20 protein-coding genes are annotated in these 19706 nt (G+C 70.3%); 9 read left to right on the top strand and 11 right to left on the bottom strand.

The genetic code is table 11. From position 1 onward, the window contains the following. The first annotated feature begins 4 nt into the window (after window positions 1-4). Window positions 5-1042 carry an N-acetyl-gamma-glutamyl-phosphate reductase gene (gene argC, locus KF837_43990; GenBank protein MBX3234335.1) on the top strand — a complete coding sequence of 346 codons (1038 nt, stop codon included), beginning with the start codon at window positions 5-7 and terminating at the stop codon, window positions 1040-1042. Between the two features lie 62 nt (window positions 1043-1104). Next, entirely contained in the window at window positions 1105-1869 is a 765-nt protein-coding gene (gene argB / locus KF837_43985; protein ID MBX3234334.1) for an acetylglutamate kinase, read from the top strand. A gap of 12 nt (window positions 1870-1881) precedes the next feature. Here argB and KF837_43980 read toward each other — a convergent pair whose 3' ends face one another. The 3 genes from KF837_43980 to KF837_43970 are packed head-to-tail and all read right to left on the bottom strand — an operon-like array spanning window position 1882 to window position 5154. Beyond that, entirely contained in the window at window positions 1882-2889 is a 1008-nt protein-coding gene (locus KF837_43980; GenBank protein MBX3234333.1) for a PD40 domain-containing protein, read from the bottom strand. A gap of 21 nt (window positions 2890-2910) precedes the next feature. Further along, on the bottom strand, window positions 2911-3885 hold the full coding sequence (locus KF837_43975; GenBank protein ID MBX3234332.1) for a PD40 domain-containing protein: 975 nt from the start codon (window positions 3883-3885) through the stop codon (window positions 2911-2913). A 12-nt stretch (window positions 3886-3897) separates the two neighbouring features. Next, window positions 3898-5154 (bottom strand): hypothetical protein, encoded by a 1257-nt coding sequence (locus KF837_43970; protein MBX3234331.1) that lies wholly within the window; start codon window positions 5152-5154, stop codon window positions 3898-3900. 50 nt (window positions 5155-5204) lie between these two features. Between KF837_43970 and hisH the strand changes: the two genes are divergently transcribed. Together hisH and KF837_43960 are read left to right on the top strand one after the other, a co-directional pair. Then, window positions 5205-5813, top strand: coding sequence for an imidazole glycerol phosphate synthase subunit HisH (gene hisH, locus KF837_43965; GenBank protein ID MBX3234330.1), 609 nt, complete (start codon window positions 5205-5207; stop codon window positions 5811-5813). Beyond that, window positions 5813-6547: a 1-(5-phosphoribosyl)-5-[(5-phosphoribosylamino)methylideneamino] imidazole-4-carboxamide isomerase gene (locus tag KF837_43960; protein MBX3234329.1), complete on the top strand. Its 735-nt coding sequence runs from the start codon at window positions 5813-5815 to the stop codon at window positions 6545-6547. Before hisH ends, KF837_43960 begins: the two co-directional genes overlap by 1 nt. Here KF837_43960 and KF837_43955 read toward each other — a convergent pair. Continuing rightward, the gene (locus KF837_43955) at window positions 6516-6989 is read right to left on the bottom strand and encodes a glutathione peroxidase (GenBank protein ID MBX3234328.1); all 474 of its coding nucleotides are present in this window, start codon (window positions 6987-6989) and stop codon (window positions 6516-6518) included. The two genes, KF837_43960 and KF837_43955, sit on opposite strands and share 32 nt — an antisense overlap. A 70-nt stretch (window positions 6990-7059) precedes the next feature. On the opposite strand from KF837_43955, the gene KF837_43950 reads away from it, so the two are divergent. After that, entirely contained in the window at window positions 7060-8427 is a 1368-nt protein-coding gene (locus tag KF837_43950) for a hypothetical protein (GenBank protein MBX3234327.1), read from the top strand. Here the strand turns inward: KF837_43950 and KF837_43945 are convergent, their stop codons facing one another. The 5 genes from KF837_43945 to KF837_43925 form a co-directional block, all read right to left on the bottom strand. Next, the gene (locus KF837_43945) at window positions 8428-9324 is read right to left on the bottom strand and encodes an aldehyde dehydrogenase family protein (protein MBX3234326.1); all 897 of its coding nucleotides are present in this window, start codon (window positions 9322-9324) and stop codon (window positions 8428-8430) included. 125 nt (window positions 9325-9449) lie between these two features. Next, a complete protein-coding gene (locus KF837_43940; GenBank protein ID MBX3234325.1) occupies window positions 9450-10961 on the bottom strand; it encodes an aldehyde dehydrogenase family protein in 1512 nt (503 codons plus the stop codon). A gap of 10 nt (window positions 10962-10971) precedes the next feature. Then, entirely contained in the window at window positions 10972-11628 is a 657-nt protein-coding gene (locus KF837_43935; GenBank protein ID MBX3234324.1) for a hypothetical protein, read from the bottom strand. 50 nt (window positions 11629-11678) lie between these two features. Further along, window positions 11679-12605, bottom strand: a complete 927-nt coding sequence (deoC, locus tag KF837_43930; protein MBX3234323.1) for a deoxyribose-phosphate aldolase — start codon at window positions 12603-12605, stop codon at window positions 11679-11681. A gap of 106 nt (window positions 12606-12711) precedes the next feature. Further along, a complete protein-coding gene (locus KF837_43925; protein ID MBX3234322.1) occupies window positions 12712-13242 on the bottom strand; it encodes a thioredoxin family protein in 531 nt (176 codons plus the stop codon). Window positions 13243-13395: 153 nt separating this feature from the next. Between KF837_43925 and KF837_43920 the strand changes: the two genes are divergently transcribed. Both KF837_43920 and KF837_43915 read left to right on the top strand, forming a co-directional pair. Continuing rightward, window positions 13396-13785, top strand: a complete 390-nt coding sequence (locus tag KF837_43920; GenBank protein ID MBX3234321.1) for a winged helix-turn-helix domain-containing protein — start codon at window positions 13396-13398, stop codon at window positions 13783-13785. 270 nt (window positions 13786-14055) lie between these two features. After that, the gene (locus KF837_43915) at window positions 14056-14337 is read left to right on the top strand and encodes a hypothetical protein (GenBank protein ID MBX3234320.1); all 282 of its coding nucleotides are present in this window, start codon (window positions 14056-14058) and stop codon (window positions 14335-14337) included. Between the two features lie 176 nt (window positions 14338-14513). Here KF837_43915 and rpsU read toward each other — a convergent pair whose 3' ends face one another. Continuing rightward, window positions 14514-14747, bottom strand: a complete 234-nt coding sequence (rpsU, locus tag KF837_43910) for a 30S ribosomal protein S21 (GenBank protein MBX3234319.1) — start codon at window positions 14745-14747, stop codon at window positions 14514-14516. A gap of 104 nt (window positions 14748-14851) precedes the next feature. Between rpsU and KF837_43905 the strand changes: the two genes are divergently transcribed. Next, window positions 14852-17599 carry a protein kinase gene (locus tag KF837_43905; protein ID MBX3234318.1) on the top strand — a complete coding sequence of 916 codons (2748 nt, stop codon included), beginning with the start codon at window positions 14852-14854 and terminating at the stop codon, window positions 17597-17599. A 780-nt stretch (window positions 17600-18379) separates the two neighbouring features. On the opposite strand, the gene KF837_43900 is transcribed toward KF837_43905, so the two are convergent. After that, complete coding sequence (locus tag KF837_43900; protein MBX3234317.1) at window positions 18380-18961, bottom strand: hypothetical protein; 582 nt, start codon at window positions 18959-18961, stop codon at window positions 18380-18382. 137 nt (window positions 18962-19098) lie between these two features. On the opposite strand from KF837_43900, the gene KF837_43895 reads away from it, so the two are divergent. Continuing rightward, the gene (locus KF837_43895) at window positions 19099-19575 is read left to right on the top strand and encodes a hypothetical protein (GenBank protein MBX3234316.1); all 477 of its coding nucleotides are present in this window, start codon (window positions 19099-19101) and stop codon (window positions 19573-19575) included. The last annotated feature ends 131 nt before the right edge of the window (window positions 19576-19706 follow it).

Below are 19706 nucleotides of genomic sequence, written 5' to 3'. Positions count from 1 at the left end.
CGCCATGACGAAGCGCTTCAAAGCCGCGGTCATCGGCGGCAGCGGTTACGGCGGCGGTGAGCTGATCCGGCGCCTCCTCCTCCACCCCCACGTCGAGCTCGCGCGCGTCGCGTCCGTCGACTTCGTCGGCGAGCCGCTCTCCGCCGCGCACCCCCACCTCGAGGGGCAGACCGACCTGAAGTTCGAGGGCATCACCCCGGCCGAGGCCGCCGCGGGCATGGACGTCGTCCTCCTCGGGCTCCCGCACAAGGTCAGCGCGACGAAGATGCCGGAGCTCATCGCGTCCGGCGCGCGCGTCGTCGACCTCTCCGGCGACTTCCGCCTCCGCGACGCCGCGCTCTACAAGCGCTACTACCACGCCGATCATCCGTGCGCCGATCGCCTCACCGACGGCTCGTTCGTCTACGGCCTCCCCGAGCTGAACCGCGAGAAGATCAAGGGCGCGAAGTACGTCGCGTCGCCGGGCTGCTTCGCGACGACGATCGAGCTCGCGCTCATGCCCCTCGCGCGCGCGGGCCTCCTCACCGGCGCGGTCGAGGTCGTGGGCATCACCGGCTCCTCCGGCAGCGGCGTCGTCCCGAGCGCGGGCACGCACCACCCGACCCGCGCGGTGAACCTCCGCACCTACAAGCCGCTCGATCACCAGCACATCCCCGAGATCGAGCAGACCCTCGTCGACGCGGGCGCGAAGGAGCTCGCGATCCGCTTCGTCCCCGTCAGCGCGCCGCTCTCGCGCGGCATCTTCGCGACGTGCTTCGTGCGCCTCGATCAGCCCGCCGACAAGATCAATGCACTCTACAAGGACGCCTACGCCAAGGAGCCGTTCGTGCGCGTCCCCGCGAAGCGCCTCCCCGAGGTCGCCGCGGTCTCGAACACCAACTACGCCGAGGTCGGCGTCCAGGTCGGCGAGGGCGTCGTCGCGTGTTTCTCCGCGACCGACAACCTGATCAAGGGCGGCGCGGGCCAGGCGATCCAGTCGATGAACATCATGCTCGGCGTCGACGAGAGGACGTCGCTCGAAGACCCCGGCGGCTGGCCGTGACGAGCCCCGTGTCGGGCCCCGTCGTCATCAAGGTCGGCGGCGAGGTCGTGCAGAGCGCGCACATGGCCGCGATCGCGGCCGACGTCGCGGAGCTCGTCGCGAGCGGCGTGCCCGTCCTCATGGTCCACGGCGGCGGACCGCAGGCGACCGCGCTCCAGAAGACGCTCGGCCAGACGCCCACCATCGTCGGCGGCCGCCGCGTGACCGACGCGGCGACGCTCGACGTGATGAAGATGACGGTCGGCGGCAAGGTCAACATCGACCTGTGCTCCGCGCTCGTCGCCGCGGGCGCGAAGCCGGTCGGCCTCCACGGCGCGAGCTCGCTCACCGTGCGCGCGAACCGCCGCCCGCCGATGGTCGTCCCGAGCGCGGGCCCCGATCCCGTCGACTTCGGGCTCGTCGGCGACGTCGCCGGCGTCAACGGCGAGCTCCTCTCCCTCCTCGGCGGCGCCGGCTACGTCCCCGTCCTCGCGTGCCTCGGCTGCGACGAGAAAGGTGTAGTTTACAACATCAACGCGGACGCGGTCGCGAACCAGGTCGCGATCCGCCTCGACGCGCGGGCGCTCGTGCTCGTCACCGACGTGCCCGGCGTCTTGAAGGACATCGCCGATCCTTCGTCCCGCATCGGCAAGATGACCTTCGCGGAGGGCAAGAAGGCGATCGAAGACGGCGTCGTGACGAAGGGCATGGTCCCGAAGCTCGAGGAGTCCTTCGCCGCGATCGAGAAGGGCGTCCGCGCGGTCTACATCATGGGCCGCCTCGAGCGCGGCGACCTCGCGCGCGCGGTGCGTGAGCCGGGATCGGTCGGCACCGTCCTCGTCGCGTAGCGAGCGAGCGCCCTACTTCGGCGGCTTCGTCGCGACGAAGAGGCCGCCGCCCGACTCGCGCTCGCTCCCCATGTAGAGACGACAGCCGTCGGGCGAGAGCCAACCCGGTCGGTCGGACGACGGCGAGCTCAGCTCGGGGACACGCTCGATGTTCGTCCACGGCGACGCGCGGTCCTTGCGCGTCGCGGTGTACACGTCGTTCGCGCCCTCCGCGCCGGCGCGGCTCGACGCGAAGTAGATCCTCAGCCCGTCGTCCGTCATCGCGATGCCGCCCTCGCTCCCGTCGTCCGACGCGAGCTCGTTCACGCGCTCGGGTGGCTGGTAGACGTTGAACTCGCCGCGCACCGATCGATAGACGTGGATGACCTCCGGCGACTCGAACTGCGAGAAGTAGAGCTCGCTCCCGTCGCGCGTGACGAACGGCGAGGTCTTGAGCCCGTTGTCCTCGTTCTGCCGGTAGGGCGCGGGGGCGCCGAAGTCGGCCGACCGCGTGCTGCGCCGCGCGCTCAAGATCTTCGCGCTCAGGATCGCAGGCTCGCGCCCGCCGGTGTCGATCACCTGCTCGCTCCAGAAGAGGACGAGGCCGTCGCCCGTCATCGTCGGGGCGTGGCTCGTCCGCGTCGCGGCGAGGCCCGGGACCGCGCGCGGCTCGCCGAACTCGACGTCGAACGAGCTCCGCGTCGCCATCACGAGGCTCGTGTCGGCGGAGCCGACGATGCGCCCGAAGACGATCACGAGCTCGTCGTCGGTGAGCGTCGGCGACGACTCGAGCGCGCTCACCGCGTTGATCGGCCCCGGCAGCAAGACCGGCGTGCCGAAGGGCTTCGTCGGATCGCAGCCGGGCGGCTTCGCGCCGCCGCCCTCCTTCGGCGGCTTCGGCGCGCCGCCCTCGACGATGGGCTCTTCTTCTTCCGCCGGCGGCTCGTCGAGGGTCGCCGGGACGCGCTGGAGCTCGCCGAAGTTCACGATCGCGTTGCACGCGACGGTCGACAAAACGAACAAGGCCGCCGGCCAGCGCACGATGACGAGACTAGCAGCCCCTCACCGCGGCGGGCGGGTCGCGACGTAGATCGCGCCGATGGTGGTGACCTCGCTCCCGCGCGCCATGTACAGGCGACAGCCGTCGACCGACACCCAACCCGGCCGATCGGCGTCCGGCGAGGCGAGCTCCGTCACGCGCTTCGCGGCGCCGAACGGCGACTCGACCGCCGCGCGCTTCGTCACCCAGATGTCGTTGACGCCCGCGCTGCCGGGGCGGTTCGAGGAGAAGAACAGGGTGAGGCGATCGCTCGTGAGCGCCACGCCGCCGTCGGCCACGCCGTCCAGCGCGAGCTCGGTGAGCTTGGTCGGCGCCTCGTACGCGCCGAGGAAGCCGCGCCGCGCGCGGTGGAGGTGGATCGTGTCGGCCTCGGGAAGCGAGAGGAAGAGCTCGGTGCCGTCACGCGACACGTGAGGAGAGAACGCGAGGGGCTCGGCGTCCTCGCGATACGCCTCCGGCGGCCCGAACGCCGCGTCGACGCTCGCGCGCCGCGCGGTGAGGATGCGCGCGCGCCGGATCGTGTCGCCCTGCACGTCCTCGTATTCGCTCCAGAACAGCGCGAGCCCGTCGCCCGTCATCGTCGGGGAGAAGCTGTGCGCCGAGCCGCCGACGTCGATCTCCTTCGGCGCGCCGAAGTCCTGGTCGATCGACGCGCGCGTCGCGGTGAGGAGCTTGCCCTGGAGCTGACCGATGGCGCGGCTGAACACGATCGTGAGCTCGTCGTCGGTGAGGGTCGGGGCGTTCTGGTAGGAGCTCACCGTGTTGACGGGCCCGCCGAGCTTGACCGGCTCGGCGAAGGGCTTCGTCGGGTCGCAGCCGCGCGCCGTCGCGTCGGCGGAGGCGTCCGGCGCGAGGTCGTCGTCGTCGTCGTCGTCCGCGGGCGGCGGCGCGGCCGGCGCGCGCTCGAAGTCGTCGAAGCCGACGAGCGCGTTGCACGCGACGGTCCCGAGGACGACGGCGAGGAGCGCCCAGCGCACCGCGCGATCGTATCAGGGCGCCGGCGCGGGTGCCTTCGTCGCCTCGTCGCGGACGCCGGTCGCTTGATCGATGCTCGATTTCGCGGCCGCGGCCGCGGCGACCGCCTTCTTGAACGGCTCCTCGAAGCACTTCCGGAGCTGCGCCTCCGCCGCCGGTGCGTTTCCGCCGGATCTAGCGATTTCCTTGAAGCTCGCGCGCGCCGCGTCGATGAGCTGCTGCGCCTTCTGCACGCGCGCCGCGCCCTGGGGCCCGAGCTCGGCGAGGATCTTCAGGAGCGCGGGGAACGCTTTGTCGATCGCGGCCTTCATCGCCTCGGCGTCCTTCGCCGACGGGCTCACGACGAGGTAGCCGACCTGCGGGAGGCCGCACTCGGTCTTGTTCATCACCGCGAGGTCGCAGCGCGCGCGGCACTCGGCGCTGACCGCGGGCGGGCTGAACTCGCCCGCGCACTTCGGGTCCGCGAGCTCGACCGTGCATTTTCCGGCGCAGACGCCGTCGCCGCAGATGCCCGCCTTCGTGAGGCGGCACGTCCCGTTGCAGAGCCCTTTGCACTCCGCCTCGACCGCGCTCGCGCACGTGCCGGCGCAGACGCCGAGGCAGGGCCCGTTGACCTTCTTGCCGTCGCAGGTGCCGGTGCAGCGACCGCCGCAGGTGCCCTTGATCGTGCCCTCGCACGTCCCCTCGCACGTCCCGCCGCAGCTCGCCGGTCCCTTCGGCTCGCAGCCGCCCTCGCAGTCGCCGTCGCAGCGGCCCGCGCTCTCGGCGCACTCGCTCTTGGCCTTCTCGGACGGAACGGAGGAGTCGCAGAGGCTCGCGCACTTCGTCACGAGCGAGGCGTCGACGAGGCACATCGGCTTCCGCACGACGAGCTGCGTCTGCGTCTTCGGACCGAGCTTCGCGCGCGCCTCTTGCACCGCCTTGACCGCGGCGGTGCAGGCCTCGAGGCCGGAGTGGTAGTCGCCGCCCTTGCCGAGGTCGTGGACGATCTGCGCGCACGCGATGCCGAGGTCGGCGTCGAGCTTCTCCGCGAGGGCCTCGACCTCGAGCCCGGCGAGGATCGCGGCCTTCATCCGATCGGCCGCGGCGCGCGAGAGCGCGTGCTCCTGGACGAAGTCGAACGCGGCCACGTCGTCGGCCTTCGTGATGTCGGGGCAACGATCCGAGACCGGCACGACCGGCGGCTTCGCAGGTGGAGAGCCGCAGGAGAGGACGAGCACGACGCCCGCGCCGAACGAGCCGAGGAGCAGGCGCTTACCAAGCGACGCCATCGCGGCGCACCATACACGGCCGGTGGGTAGCGTGCTATGGCCTTCCGGCGATGCGGATCGCGGCGCTCGCCACCGGGGTCGGCAACGTCCGCAGCGTCGTGCGCGCGCTCGCGCGCTCTGTTCCGGTCGGACGAACCATCGTGACCGCCGATCCCGACGAGGTGCGTCGCGCCGACGTGCTCGTCGTCCCGGGGCAAGGCTCGTTCGGCGCGTTCGCGGCCGCGCTCGACGCCGCCGGCTTGCGCGAGGCGATCGGCGACAAGGTCCGATCCGGCGCGCCCTACCTCGGGATCTGCCTCGGGCTCCAGGTGCTCTTCGACGAGAGCGACGAGGCGCCCGGCGCGCGCGGGCTCGGCGTCTTCCGCGGACGCGTCCGGCGGCTCGCGCCCGGCGCCGACGCGCCGCTCCCGCACATGGGCTGGAACCGCGCCGAGCGCGCGAAGCCGAGCGCGGTGCTCGAGAGCGCGCACTACTACTTCGCGCACACGTACGCGGCGGCGCCGGCGGACGCGTCGATCGTCCTCGCGACGACGACGTACGGCGGTGAGACGTTCGCGAGCGCGATCGAAGACGGCGCGATCGTCGGCGTACAGTTCCACCCCGAGAAGAGCCAGCGCGCCGGGCTCGATCTCGTCGAACGGTTCTTCCGGACGCTCTGATGCATCTCTTCCCCGCGATCGATCTGCTCGGCGGCAAGGCCGTCCGCCTCAAGCAAGGGCGCTACGAGGACCCCACCGTCTACTCCGACGATCCGCCGGCGGTGGCGCGGCGCTTCCGCGCGCACACCGATCGGCTCCACGTCGTCGATCTCGAAGGCGCGAAGGCGGGCGCGCCGGTGCAGCGCGAGACGATCCGCGCGGTCTCCGCCGCGCACGGCGGCCTCCTGCAGATCGGCGGCGGCGTCCGCACGCGCGAGGCGCTCGAGGGGTACCTCGCGCTCGGGGCGTCGCGCGTCGTGCTCGGCACCGCGGCGGTGAAAGATCCCGCGCTCGTGCGCGCGCTCGCGACCGCGCACCCGGGCGTCATCGTGATCGCGGTCGACGCGAAGGACGGCTTCGTCGCGACCGAGGGCTGGACCGAGGTCTCGAGCATGAGCGCGGTCGACGTGGTCCTCGCCCTCGACGGCGCGCCGATCGCGGCCGTGCTCTACACCGACGTCGCGCGCGACGGCATGAACGCGGGCCCCAACGTCGCCGCGACCGCCGCGCTCGCGGCGCGCTCCCCCTTCCCCGTCATCGCGTCGGGCGGCGTCGCGACGCTCGAGCAGATCCGCGCGCTCACCGCGATCGCCAACGTCGAGTCGGCGATCGTGGGGCGCGCGCTCTACGACGGCTCGCTCGCGATCGAGGACGCGCTCGCCGTCAGCCGAGGGCCTTCTCGATCGCCGACGTGATCGCCGGGTCCTCCGGCTCCACCTTCGGCTCGAAGCGCGCGAGGATCGCGCCGTCCTTGCCGACGAGGAACTTGCCGAAGTTCCACTGGATGTCGCCGCCGGTCTCCTTCGTCAGCCACGCGAAGAGCGGATCGATCCCCTCACCCTTCACCTTCACCTTGCCGAACATGTCGAACGAGACGTCGTACTGCGTCTTGCAGAACTGAGCGATCTGCTCGTTCGTGCCCGGCTCCTGCGCGCCGAACTCGTTCGCGGGGAAGCCGAGGACCTTGAGCCCCTTCGGTCCGTACTTCTGCTGCAGCTTCTCGAGGCCGGTGTACTGCGGGGTCAGCCCGCACTCGGAGGCCACGTTCACGACGAGGAGGACGTTGCCCTTGTAGTCGGCCAGCTTCTTGTCCTGGCCCGTGATCGTCTTCGCGGAGAAGTCATGCGCGGTCGTCATGGGTCGTCTTTTTACGCGCTCTCGCGAAAAGGACGCAACCATCGCCGGCGCGGAGCCGAACGAGCGCGCCATGACCGCGATCGAATCCACCCGCCGCCGAGAGCCGCTCTCCACCCCGAACGATCCCGACTTCACGCCGAACGGCTACCTGCGCCGCATCGACGACGCGCCGCCGACGAGCGGCGCCCAGGCGCAGCACGACCGCGGGCTCGCCGACGCGGTCCGGAACGCGCGCCAGCCGGCGACGAAGCCGCACGGCGACGGGGTCCTCTACCTCGGCATGAACCGGCGGGCCGACGAGGTCGCCGTCCTCCAGGCCGCGACGGGCGGTCAGGTCACGACCGTGATGGGCACCGCCGGGGCGAAGGTCGACACGAAGTTCGGGAGCTTCGATCTCACCAAAGCGGAAGAGCTCTCCGCGTTCCGTGACGGCCTCATCGACCACTACGGTCTCTCGAAGGAGCAGGGAGACGCCGTCTTCGCCATGCTCGACAGGGTCAAGGAACGCGGCGGCTCCGGCCGCGACGAGCTCGCGCGCCTCGCGCTCTACTTCGCGCGCGCGGAGTCCGGCAACGGCGATCTGCCGTCGCGCCTCGTCCTCTCCGGCCACTCGAGCTCCGGCATGATGTGGGGCGATCCGGCCGGGAGCCAACAGGTCGGCGGCTTCGACCTGGCGCTCGTCCGCCGCCTCGGAGAGATCTTCCCGAAGGCGGCGGCGCAGGTCGAGGACGTCCACTTCTCCGGCTGTTTCACGTACCGGCAAGTCGACGGCGACGAGTGGCAGAAGACCTTCCCGAACCTCAAGACGCTGTGGGGCTACTCGGACTACACGCCTGGCGACCAGATCAACCACTTCGCGCCGTGGGTGCGGATGACGCAGGGCCGAAACAGCGACATCACCGCGCGGCAGATCGCGCCGTACAAGGCGGTGCTCGCGTGGTCTCGCACGAGCGACGTCGTCGATCACGTCCAGCTCGACCTCTCCGCGACGCGCGCCGCCGCCGAGAGCGCGGACACCCGCTTCGATGCGTATCTCTCGGGAGCGCGCGCGGTCCACCACGGCAGCGACAACGCGGCGAGGAACGACTACCGCGCGTACCACCAGCTCGCGATGAGGAAGGACATCTCGCCGGCGGAGCGCGCCGAGGCCGAACACCGCGCGGCGGTGATGTTCCGCGTGCGCTTCTACGAGCAGGGCGTACGCCACGCCTTCGAGAAGGAGCACGGGGCCGAGATCGCCGACGCGTTCCACGCGGTCGGCGTCCCGCTGCCGAAGTCGTTCGCGGAGATGTCACGAGAGGAAGCGCTCGAACGGATCGACGCCTTCCGTCACGCGGCCGGCGCGCCGGCGCGCGCGGACGTCGCGGCGGCGAGCCACCACCTCGAGCGCCTCGCTGCGCTCGACCCGACGTTCATCACGTCCGACTGGTGCGAGTAATCAGTACCCCGCGCTCGAGCCGCCGCCGACGCCGACGGGGTGCCAGACCGTCTTCGTCTCGAGGAAGCGCTCGATCCAGGTGAGGCCCTGGCCGCGGCGATCGTCGAGCCAGGTCTCGGGATCGAGCGGGACGTGCGTCTTCACGCGCTTCACGTTGTCGGCGCCCTCGGCCTCGACCGTCTTCCTGAGGTCGGCGTCGACGATCCACGCGTCGACGCCGATGACCTCGCGGTGCTTCGCGAGGTGCGGCGAGAGCTCCTTCGCGTGGCCGGTGAGGACGTTCACGACGCCGCCGGGGAGATCGCTCGTCGCGAGGCACTCGCTCCAGACGATCGCGGTGCGCGGGTCCGCCGCGCTCGCGAGCGTGACCACGGTGTTGCCGCCGGTGATGACGGGGAGCACGGTCGAGACGAGGCCGAGGAGCGCGGGTCGCTCCGGCGCGACGACGCCGATCACGCCCATCGACTCGGGGACGCTGAAGTTGAAGTGCGGGCCCGCGACCGGGTTGTACGACGCGAGGAGCGCGAAGTACTTGTCGGCGAAGCCGGCGTAGAAGATCGCGCGATCGATCGCGGCGTCGACCTCGGAGGTGGCGGCGACCTCGGGCGCCCCGCCGCGCACGAGCGACTGCGTGAGCTCGGCGCGCCGCGACTCCATCACCTCCGCGAGGCGGTAGAGGATCTGACCGCGGTTGAACGCCGAGCGCGCGTTCCAGCCGCCGAGCGCGTTCTTCGCGGCGGTGACGGCGTCACGCACGTCCTTCCGCGAGCCGCGAGGGATGTTGACCGTCTCGGGATCGGTGTCGACGTCGACGACGCCCTCGTCCTCCGGGCCTTTGCCGGCGACCTGGAAGTAGCGGCCCGACTCGGAGCGGACGAACTGGCCGCCGACGTACATCTTGTACGCCTTCGCGACGGAGACGCGCGGCTTCTCCTTCGTGAACGGCTTCACGAGCGGCGCGTCGCCGGTGCGCGGCTCGGGCATGCGCTCGGCCGCGACCTCCGTCTTCTTCTCCTTCGCCATCACTCCACCTCCAGGTACGCGGCGAGGCCCTGGCGCCCGCCTTCGCGACCGAAGCCGCTCTCCTTGTAGCCGCCGAACGGAGAGCTCGGATCGAACTTGTTGAACGTGTTGCCCCAGATGACGCCCGCCTTGAGCTGCGTCGCGAGCTTGAAGATCTTCGCGCCCTTGTCGGTCCAGATGCCGGCCGAGAGCCCATACATCGTGTTGTTCGCCTTCTCGACCGCCTCGTCCGGCGTGCGGAACGTCATCACCGTGAGGACGGGACCGAAGATCTCCTCCCGCGCGATGCGGCACGACTGGCTCGCGTTCGTGAAGAACGTGGGCGCGAACCAGAAGCCCTTCTCCGGGAGCTTCTGGCTCACGCTGAAGCGCTCGGCGCCCTCTTCTTCGCCCGAGGCGACGAGCTCCTTGATCCGCTCGAGCTGCATCTTCGAGTTGATCGCGCCGACGTCGGTGTTCTTGTCGAGCGGATCGCCGATGCGGAGACTCTGCATGCGATCGCGGAGCTTCCGCACGATGACGTCGTGCACGCTCTCCTCGACGAGGAGGCGCGAGCCGGCGCAGCAGACGTGGCCCTGGTTGAAGTAGATGCCGTTGACGATGCCGTCGACCGCCTGATCGAGCGGCGCGTCTCCGAACACGATGTTCGCCGCCTTGCCGCCGAGCTCGAGCGTGAGGCGCTTCGTCGAGCCCGCGATCGCGCGCTGGATGCGCTTGCCGACGTCGGTCGATCCGGTGAACGCGATCTTGTTCACGTCGGGGTGGTTGACGATCGCGGCGCCGGTCTCGCCCGCGCCGGTGACGATGTTGACGACGCCGGGCGGGAGCTCCGCCTCTTCGATGATCTGCGCGAGGAGGAGCGCGGTGAGCGGCGTCGTCTCGGCCGGCTTGAGGACGACGGTGTTGCCGCACGCGAGCGCGGGCGCGAGCTTCCACGCCGCCATGAGGAGCGGGAAGTTCCACGGGATGATCTGCCCCGCGACGCCGAGCGGACGCGTCTTGCGGCCCTGGAAGGCGTAGTCGAGCTTGTCGGCCCAGCCGCCGTGATAGAAGAAGTGCGCCGACGCCATCGGGACGTCGAAGTCGCGCGACTCCTTGATCGGCTTGCCGCCGTCCATCGACTCGACGATCGCGAGCTCGCGGGCCTTCTCCTGGATCGCGCGGCCGATGCGGAAGACGTACTTCGCGCGATCGGCGGGGCGCATCTTCGACCAGTACTTGTCGTAGGCCTCGCGCGCGGCCTTCACCGCGTCGTCGACGTCGGCCGCGTTCGCCTCCGCGACCTCGGCGAGCACCTGCTCGGTGCTGGGGCTGATCGTCGGGAAGTACTTCCCGCTCCGCGGCGACACCCAGCGGCCGCCGATGAAGAGGCCGTACTTCGGGTCGATCTTGACGTGATCGTTCGCCTCCGGCGCGGGCGCGTAGTCCCACGCCTTGCCGAAGTCGAGCGCGTGCTCGCTCTTCTTCTCGATCTCCGAGCTCGATCCCTTCGTCGTCAACGATTGCGACATGGCCGCGATCCTATAGGGAGATCACCTCGAACGCGAGGTAGAGACCGAACCCCACGAGCGCGATCGCGAGGAAGAACGCGGACGCGACGACGTAGCCGAGCGGTACGCCGTCGTCCGGCGGCGCCACCTGCGACGGCGGGACCGCGCTCTGCCCCACCGTCGGGAACGGGCCCGTGCTCCCGGACGGCGGTCGCTGCATGACGGGGATGTGCGGCCCCGTGATCGGGCCCGAGATCGGCCCTTGCCCCGACGGCGCGACGTGCTGGAGCCGCCCCGACGACGCGGCGTGCATCGGCTGCTGCGAGGGCGGACCGAACGCCGGGTTGCGGCTCGACGGCGGCGGGAGCGGCTGCATCGGCCCGGTCTGGAACGGTCCGTTGTCGTTCGGCTCCCAGTGCGCGGTCGGAGCCTCCGGGCGCACCGGCGGGATCAGGTCGCGAACGGAGGGCGGCGACGGGCCCGTCGTCGGGTCGGCGATCGGCGAGGCGGCTTTGATCGGCGTCGCGAGGTCCTCGACGAGGTCGTACTCGTCGGCGGGCGGCGTGTGCGCCGACGGCAGCGCGGGCGGCGGCTTCAGCGGGACGTAGTTCACGTCCTTGCGCGCGCGGCCCGACGTCGGCTCCGGGCTCGGCGGCACGGGCGGGCTCGGTGGTTTTTGCAGCTTCATCCGGCCGTGACCACCATGGAATCACGCCTGGTGGGGCGAGGAAAGCTCGCTCAATCCTTCGAGAAGTCGTCGCCCGCCTGGTAGTTGCCCGTGCGCTCCTTCTCGAGCTGCATCAACAGGTCGTTGAGGAGCGCGCTCGCGCCGAACCGAAAGAGCTCGTTGTTCAGCCACGCGTCGCCGAGCGTCTCCTTCACCATGACGAGGTACTGGAGCGCGTTCTTCGCCGTGCGCACGCCGCCGGCCGGCTTCATGCCGACCTTGCGACCGGTCGCGTAGAAGTGGTCGCGGATCGTCTCGAGCATGATGAGCGTCACCGGCATCGTCGCCGCGGGCTGCACCTTGCCGGTGGACGTCTTGATGAAGTCGCCGCCCGCCGCGATGCCGAGCTCGCTCGCCTTGCGGACGACGTCGTACGAGCCGAGCTCGCCGGTCTCGAGGATCACCTTCAGGCGCGCGGCGCCGCACGCCTCCTTCGTCGCCGCGATCTCGTCGAAGACCTTCCCGTAGTCGCCGACGAGCATCGCGCCGCGATCGATGACCATGTCGATCTCGTCGGCGCCGAAGTCCACCGCGCGCCGCACGTCCTCGAGCTTGATCGGCAGCGGCGACTGTCCGCTCGGGAACGCGGTCGCGACGCTCGCGACCTTCACCGGCGAGCCCGCGAGCGCTTCCTTCGCGACGGCGACGAAGTTCGGATACACGCAGACGGCCGCGACGGGCCCGACCGTCCCGTCGCTGTCGAGCGGGCGGAGCGCCTTCTGGCACATCTGCTTCACCTTGCCCGCGGTGTCTTTGCCCTCGAGCGTGGTGAGGTCGATCATCGAGACCGCGAGCTTGAGGCCGGCGACCTTCGCCGCTTTCTTGATCGATCGCTTCGCGAGCTGCGCCGCGCGCTCCTCGACCGCGACCGCGTCGACCGGCGGCGGCTCGAACAGCGCGAAGCGCCCGCCCTTCGCCTGCCCGCCCGCGCGGAACATCGACTTGCCGTTGCCGTTGATCGTCCCGTTCCCGTTCTCGCCGCTCACGGAGCCGAGGCTATCAGAGCTTGTCCGGGGCGGACGCTACTTCCACTTCGCTTCCACTTCACTTCCACTTCACGGAGCAGCCGAAGGCGGTGGTCTCGGGGGCGGGGGGATCGTTGCCGGCGAGGAGGGCGTCGAGGGCGTTCCGGAGGTCCTGGCTCGTGACCTGGCTCGGGTCGCGGTGGTTGTCGTCGATGCGGCCGTGGTAGCGGAGCTTGCGCTCGCGATCGAAGACGAACATCTCGGGCGTGAAGCGGGCGCCGAGGGCGCGGACGAACGCCTGCGAGTCGTCGCGGACGTAGGGGAACGGGAAGCCGCGCTCGCGCGCGCGGATCTTCATCGGCTGCATGCCGTCGTCCGGGTAGCGCGTGGCGTCGTTGGCGTTCACCGCGAGCCAGCCGACGTTCTTCGCGCCGTACTCCTTCGCGAGCGCGATCATCCGCTCCTCGTACGCGACGACGTACGGGCAGTGGTTGCACGACACGGCGACGACGAGGAGGTCGTGCGCGCCGAACGATCCGAGGTCGTGCGTTCGATCGTCGGTGCCCGGAAGGGCGAACTCGGGACAGGGTTCGGAGAGCGCGAGGGCCATCGCGTCGCGACCCTAGCACACACGTCATCAGCCTTTTCCCGCGCCAGCGTGCCGTAGTGTTTTGCATCACGATGAATTCATTGACTCATTTCGACTGTTTACAAGGAGGCTGTCGCGAAGCATAATGCGTCGCGGAAACGAGGTCGTTGGAAAATGCGACGTTACCCCAAGCCTGAAGCGGGCCATCCGTGGTCGCTGCTCACCCCTCACGCTCACGTCCTTCTCTGCATCGCGAAGGATCCGGACTCACGCATCTGGGAGATCGCGGAGTCGGTCGGCATCAGCGAGCGCGGCGCGCACCAGATCGTCGCGGACCTCGTCGCCGCGGGATACGTGCGTCGTGCACGCATCGGCCGCCGCAACCGCTACGCGATCGAAGAGAAGTCGCCGCTCGAGCACGGCCCGGTGCACCACCGGAAGATCGCGAGCATCGTCGCGCTCCTCGGCCCGGAGCCGCCGCGCGCGGAGAAGAAGGCCCCGCCCTCGCGCAAGCGCCTCAGCGCCGCGGCGAAACCGAAACGCCGCCTCGCGATGGCGTCCTGAGGGGCTCTCTCAACGTCGGGGGCTTTGCCCCCGACACCCCCACCCCAGACACGGCCCTCGCGCTGCGCGCTCGGGTTGCTTCGCAACCGCTGAGCGGCCGCTTCTGGGGCCCCGGGCTCGGTTGGGCCCGACCCCACCCCTGACACGCTGACACGGCACTCGCGCGGAGCGCTCGGGTTGCTTCGCAACCGCTGGAGCGGCCGCTTCTGGGGGCCGGGCTAGACTGTGGGCGTGGGTGACTCGGATGCGCGGGAGCTGGCGCTGAGGCGGGTGCGGAAGTTTGTGGCGACGTATGTCGCGAAGGGGACGTATGAGCTTTATCCGGAGGGCGAGGTGGTTGAGAACGTCGTCCAGGGGCTCACGGACAACCTCGTCGCGCACGGTCGTATGTATTGCCCCTGCGCCGACGTCGAGGACTCGAAGACGAAGGGCTCCGACATGGTCTGCCCGTGCAAGCCCCATCACGCCGACATCGCGCGGCAGGGCTACTGCGACTGCGCCCTCTTCGCCGCGCCGGACTTCGTCGCCGCCGAACGCCTCAAGAAGCCGTAGCTCGTGGCGCGACAAAACACGAAAGGCGAGACGACCGCATGGGTCGCTCGCCTGACGTTGTCATGCCGCTCGGGCAACCCTCTCGGGGCCCGGGGCGGCGGAGCGCGCCCCGCGCGCGCGGAGAGGCCCCGGCGGGAGAGCTCGAGAGGGCAGAGCCCTCTCGAACCAGCAAGCCCTCAGCTCTTCGGGGGCGCGGCGTCGAGCTTCGCGCGCTTGCGGCGGCGGCGGGCGGCTTCGGCCTGCTTCTTCCGGCGCTTGACGCTCGGCTTCATGTAGTGGCGGCGCATCTTGAGCTCGCGAAGGACGCCCTCGGAGGCGAGCTTGCGCTTGAGCATCTTGATGGCGCGCTCGATTCCGCGGTCGCTGACGACGACCTCGAGCGGCTTGCACTGAACGGCATCACTCGGCATTCGATGAATCTCCGGGAAAGAGCCGAGGTGGATAGCACGGCTCGTCCGCGCCATGCCAGCGATTTTGCAGGTGGGAATAGGCCCGTGGGGTCCGGTACTCTGTCTTGGCTTTGCTCAAGCCGGGCGACAGCGTCGGGCCCTACGAAATCAAAGGATTCGTGGGGCAAGGAGGGATGGGGCAGGTCTACCGCGCCTTCGATCCTCGGCTCGAGCGCACCGTCGCCCTGAAGATCATCGTCGTCTCGCCCGACGCCGCGCGCACGAAGGGCCCGCTGAAGCGAGACTCCGACCGCGGCCCGGAGGAGCAGGCGCAGCTCTCCGCGCGGTGGCTGCGCGAGGCGCGCGCGGTCGCGTCGCTGAGCCACCCCAACGTCGTCGCCATCTACGACGTCGGCGAGTCGGACGGCCGCCTCTGGCTCGCGATGGAGTACGTCGTCGGGTCGTCGCTGCGGCAGCTGGTCGGCAACGACGAGCTGTCCCTCGCGCGACGCGTTCGGTTCCTCGTCGACGTCGCGCGCGCGCTCGAGGCCGCGCATCGGAGCGGCATCATCCATCGCGACATCAAGCCCGAGAACGTGATGGTGCGCGAGGACGGCGGCGTGAAGGTCCTCGACTTCGGCATCGCGCGGCGCACGGCGAGCAGGACGCCGGAGGAGCAGCACAAGGTCGACACCGTCACCGGCGGCGGCTCGATCAGCGGCACGCCCGTCTACATGGCGCCCGAGATGATCAAGGGCGGCGAGGTCGACGCGCGCTGCGATCAGTTCGCGTGGGGGGTGATGGCCTACGAGCTCGTCACCGGGGCCCGGCCCTGGAACGAGAGCGGCGACGTGCTCAGCATCGTCGCCAACATCGTGACCGAGCCGGCGCCCCCGATCAAATCGCGGGTGAAGGAGGTGCCCGCGCTCGTCGAGGAGACGATCCATCGCGCGCTGGCGAAGGATCCCACCACCCGCTTCGCGTCGATGGCGGACGTGGCCGACGCGCTCGAGCCGTTCGCGACGCTCAACACCGGCAACGATCGCGTCCGCGTCGCGCCGTCGAAATCGCACGACGACGAGGCGCAGTACGCCGCGACGACGAAGGTGCCCACGACCGTGTCGGTCCACCCCGCGTCGGGCGACACGCAACGCACCGAACAGCCCCCCGCGGCGCCGGCGAAGCGCGGCGCGAAGCAGCTCGCGATCCCGCTCATGCTCCTCGGCGCGCTCGGAGCGACGGTGTTCCTCGCGACGCGCCCGAAGGACCCCGTGCAGACGACGCGCGTCCAGGCGATGCCCACCGTCACGCCGCGACCGCTGACCGACAACCCGCAAGCGGAGGCGGCGTACAAGGACGCGATGCGCGCCTGGCACGACGGCGACGCGACGAAGGCGCGCGCGACGCTCGAGAAGGCGATCGAGCTCGATCCCGACTTCGCCGCCGCGCACCTCGAGCTCGCGCTCCAGCGAGCGTCGGTGAACGACCGCGCGGGGGCGCAGGCCGCGTTCCAGCTCGCGTTCGCGCACCGGCAGCTCCTCCTCGAGCGCGACAACAAGCTCCTCGAGGCGAGCCACCCCTTCCTTCATCCCGAGGGCCGCCTCCCCGATCTCGAGGAGTGGGAGACGCGCCTCACGTCCGCGGTCTTCCAGTTCCCGCGCGACCCGGCGTTCCAGTATTGGCTCGGTCGCGCGCTGCAGCAGCGAGGCGAGCACGAGAGCGCGAAGAGCAAGTTCGAGGCGGCGCTGAAGCTCGACAGCTCCTACGCTCCCGCGCTCGCCGCGCTCGCGCGCACGGAGAAGAGCCTCGGCAACGTCGGCGACGGCCTCGCGGCGACGGAGCGCTGCCTCAAGACGTCTCCGTTCGCGTCGATCTGCGTCGAGACGCGCGTCGATCTGCTGTTCGGCGCCGGCGAGTGCAGCCGCGCCCGCGAGGAGGCGGCGCGCTGGGCGACGCTCGAGCCGAAGTCGCCGAAGCCCGCGGCGATGCTCGCGCGCGCGCTCCTCGCCGACAACGCGCCGCGCCCCTCCGTCCTCGAGACGCTCTCGCGCCGCTGGGCGCTGCTCCCGGCCGCCGATCAGAAGCGGCACGAGCTCTGGGACCGCGCCTTCCTCGCCGTGCTCGACGGCGACTTCGCGAAGACGGAGGAGCTCGCGCGCGACTACGAGGCGACGCTGCCGTTCGACGCGGACTCGATCGATCACGCCGGCCCGGCGCGCCTTCGCATCAACGTCCTCCGCGAGACGGAGAAGTCGAAGGAGGCGGCCAAGGTCGCGCGCGACTACCTCGATCGCATGGCGGCGTGGCCGTCGTTCCCGTTCGCGCCGGACCCGAGCATCGATTTCTTCGAGCCTCTCTATCGTGCGGGCGAGATGACGAAGACGGAGCTCGACGCCAAGCGCGCCGAGTGGCTCGCGGCCGAAGACCGGCGCGTCGTCGAAGGCCACTCCGCGCGCGCGCCGTGGACCACGTGGCTGAGCGTCACCGGCGCGTTCGCCGAGACGCGCGAGGAGGCGCTCGAGGCGCTCGCGGAGCTCCCGGAGGCCGGCTCCACGAGCGCGGGCCTCGGCGCCGACTTCGCCCTCGGCAAGGCCTACGCCCTCGCCGGCCGCTGGGACGAGGCCATCCCTCCCCTCACGCGCGTCGTGACCACCTGCAACACCTTCGAGTCGCTGCTCGTCATTCAGCGCGCCCGCCTGTACCTCGCTCAGTCCCAAGAAGGAAAAGGCGACCTCGCATCGGCCCGCACGACGTACCAGAAGATCGTCGACACCTGGCCCAAAACGACCGGATCTCGCACGGCCAAGCGCGCCGCGGAGAAGCTGGCAAGCCTTCCTTCGACGCAGGGACCTGCACCCCGCCCGCAGCCGTAGGACGCGAAGACGCACGCATCCTCCACGGCTCGCCGACGCCACGGCAACACCGCGACGACGCACGCGTCCTCCACGACCCGCCGACGCCATCACCGTCCGCAGTCATGCCGTGACGGCGCGTGAAGAGCACGCATCCTCCACGGCTCGCCGGTCGCGGAAGCGGGTGGGGCGGCGGGAGCGTGTGGCGCGCGAGGACGGCTGCTGATGCGGACTTGCATGACGCCGCGCACCATCCCCTCCCTGCCAGGTCGCGCGCGGGCGAGAGCACCCACGAGCAATCTGATGCTTGCGCGCGCATCGGTTCGGCGGTTGAGCACTCTCTGCACCTCCGCTCGCAAATGCGTTATGGGGCATCTCTGCTGCTCGCCAATGAGCATCCGCCCTGCTTGCCCAATTTCGGATTGCGAGTTGCTTGCTGATGCGGATTGCGTGGGCGAGCACGACCTCGCCCACTCGAGCGCAGCGAAGGCTCGTCATGCGGGTTGAGGACCGGGTCGGCGGGGTGCGGCACGCGATGGTTGCTGATCGGGATTACGGATGGTCCTCGGCCGCACAGCCGAGGAGCTCGCTGATGCGGATTACGGGATGGCCCTCGGCCGCACAGCCGAGGAACGGTCCTTCTCGGCGCGGATTGCGCGGCTCGCTGATGCGCGGAGTCTCTGGGCTCGCCAATGGGTGGCGCGCGAGTACGCTGCACTTCCTCGCAGCGGCTTCGATACCCGATCATCGTCGGGAGGCCGGCGCGACCTATTTTCTGCTGATGCGGATTGCGGGCGGGCGTTACTTGCCGCGCTTCTTCGGGAGGCCGCGGCCGGACGGCTTCGCGGAGGGCTTGGTGGCACCGGCCGACTTTGCGCCGCCCGGGAAGTACGTCGTCGCGCGCTTCTGGCCCTGCTTCGAGAAGCGACCGGCGGCGAGGCCGTCGGCGAGCGGACGCGGGAGCTCCTTCGACTGAACGCCGAGCTCGCGGCGGATCTCCTCCGCGCGGAGACCGCCCGGGTGCTTCTGGAGGAGCGCCGCGATGTCGTCGATGACCTTGCTGATGTCCGCCATCGACCGGCGACCGAGACGGCCAGGACGACCCACGACGCCGCGACGCTTCGCCGGCGCAGCCGCCGGGGCCGACGCGGCAGGGGCAGCGGCGGCGACCTTCTTCGGACGCCCCGGACCTCGTCGCGCGGGAGCGGGCGCGGCGGCGGGGGCCGGCGCGCTCGCACCACGCGAGCTCGTCGGAGCGACCGCACGCGCGCCACCGCTCGTCACCTCCATGACCTCGGCGAGCGAGGCGCTGCGAAGAGCGCCGATGACGCTCATTGCGAACTGCGAGGCGAGGCCTTCGATGGTGCTTTTGAGAGAGCTCATTTCACGCAGCAATAGAGCAATTCAAGATCGACCCGCAAAAGAAATCGCGTTGGAGGGGAATTCGGTCGTGCCGGGGAATGTCGGGGCGCTGGCACCGCCCCCGCCGTTCTGGCACGCTGAACGTCGGAGGTTCTCCCTTGTTCAAGCCGTTCTTCGCCGCCTTCACCGCCGCGTCCGTCCTCTTCGCGATCGTCGCGGGCTGCAGCTCGTCGAACGAGAGCAACGGCAGCACGAAGCGAAACCGCAGCAGCGGCGACGATGACGACGACGACAACGGGAAGCCGAAGACCAGCTCGTCGAGCTCGAGCGGCGCGAGCGTCGAATGCTCGAGCCTCCCCGCCTCCGATCCGAGACCCGCATGCGATGAATGCGTGAAGGCGAAGTGCTGCGAAGAATACGCCGCGTGCGAGAAGGAGACCGCCTGCAAGGCGAACAAGAAGTGCGTCGAGGACTGCGAGAGCGGTGACATCGGCTGCTTGCTCATCTGCGCGAACTCGCCCGGCGCCGACACAGCGCAGACGTTCGGCATCTGCGTCGGCAACCAGTGCAACGACGAATGCCCCGACACGTCCGGCGCGAAAGACGGCGGCCTCGACTTCGGCGACGCATTCTAGATCACCGCGCGTGATCCTCGATCACGAGTCGTAGGCGGAATGGAAATACGTGGGGCGGAGCCTCGGTTTGGGTAGCGACCAAGCAAACCCAGCGAGGAGCTCCGCGCGTGGAGAAGATACCGCGAATGAGC

This window comes from Labilithrix sp. (assembly GCA_019637155.1).
In the GTDB taxonomy this organism is placed as follows: Bacteria; Myxococcota_A; Polyangia; order Polyangiales; family Polyangiaceae; genus Labilithrix.
The sequence above is the reverse complement of the archived record's forward strand: the minus strand, read 5'-3'. Positions and strand labels throughout refer to the sequence as shown.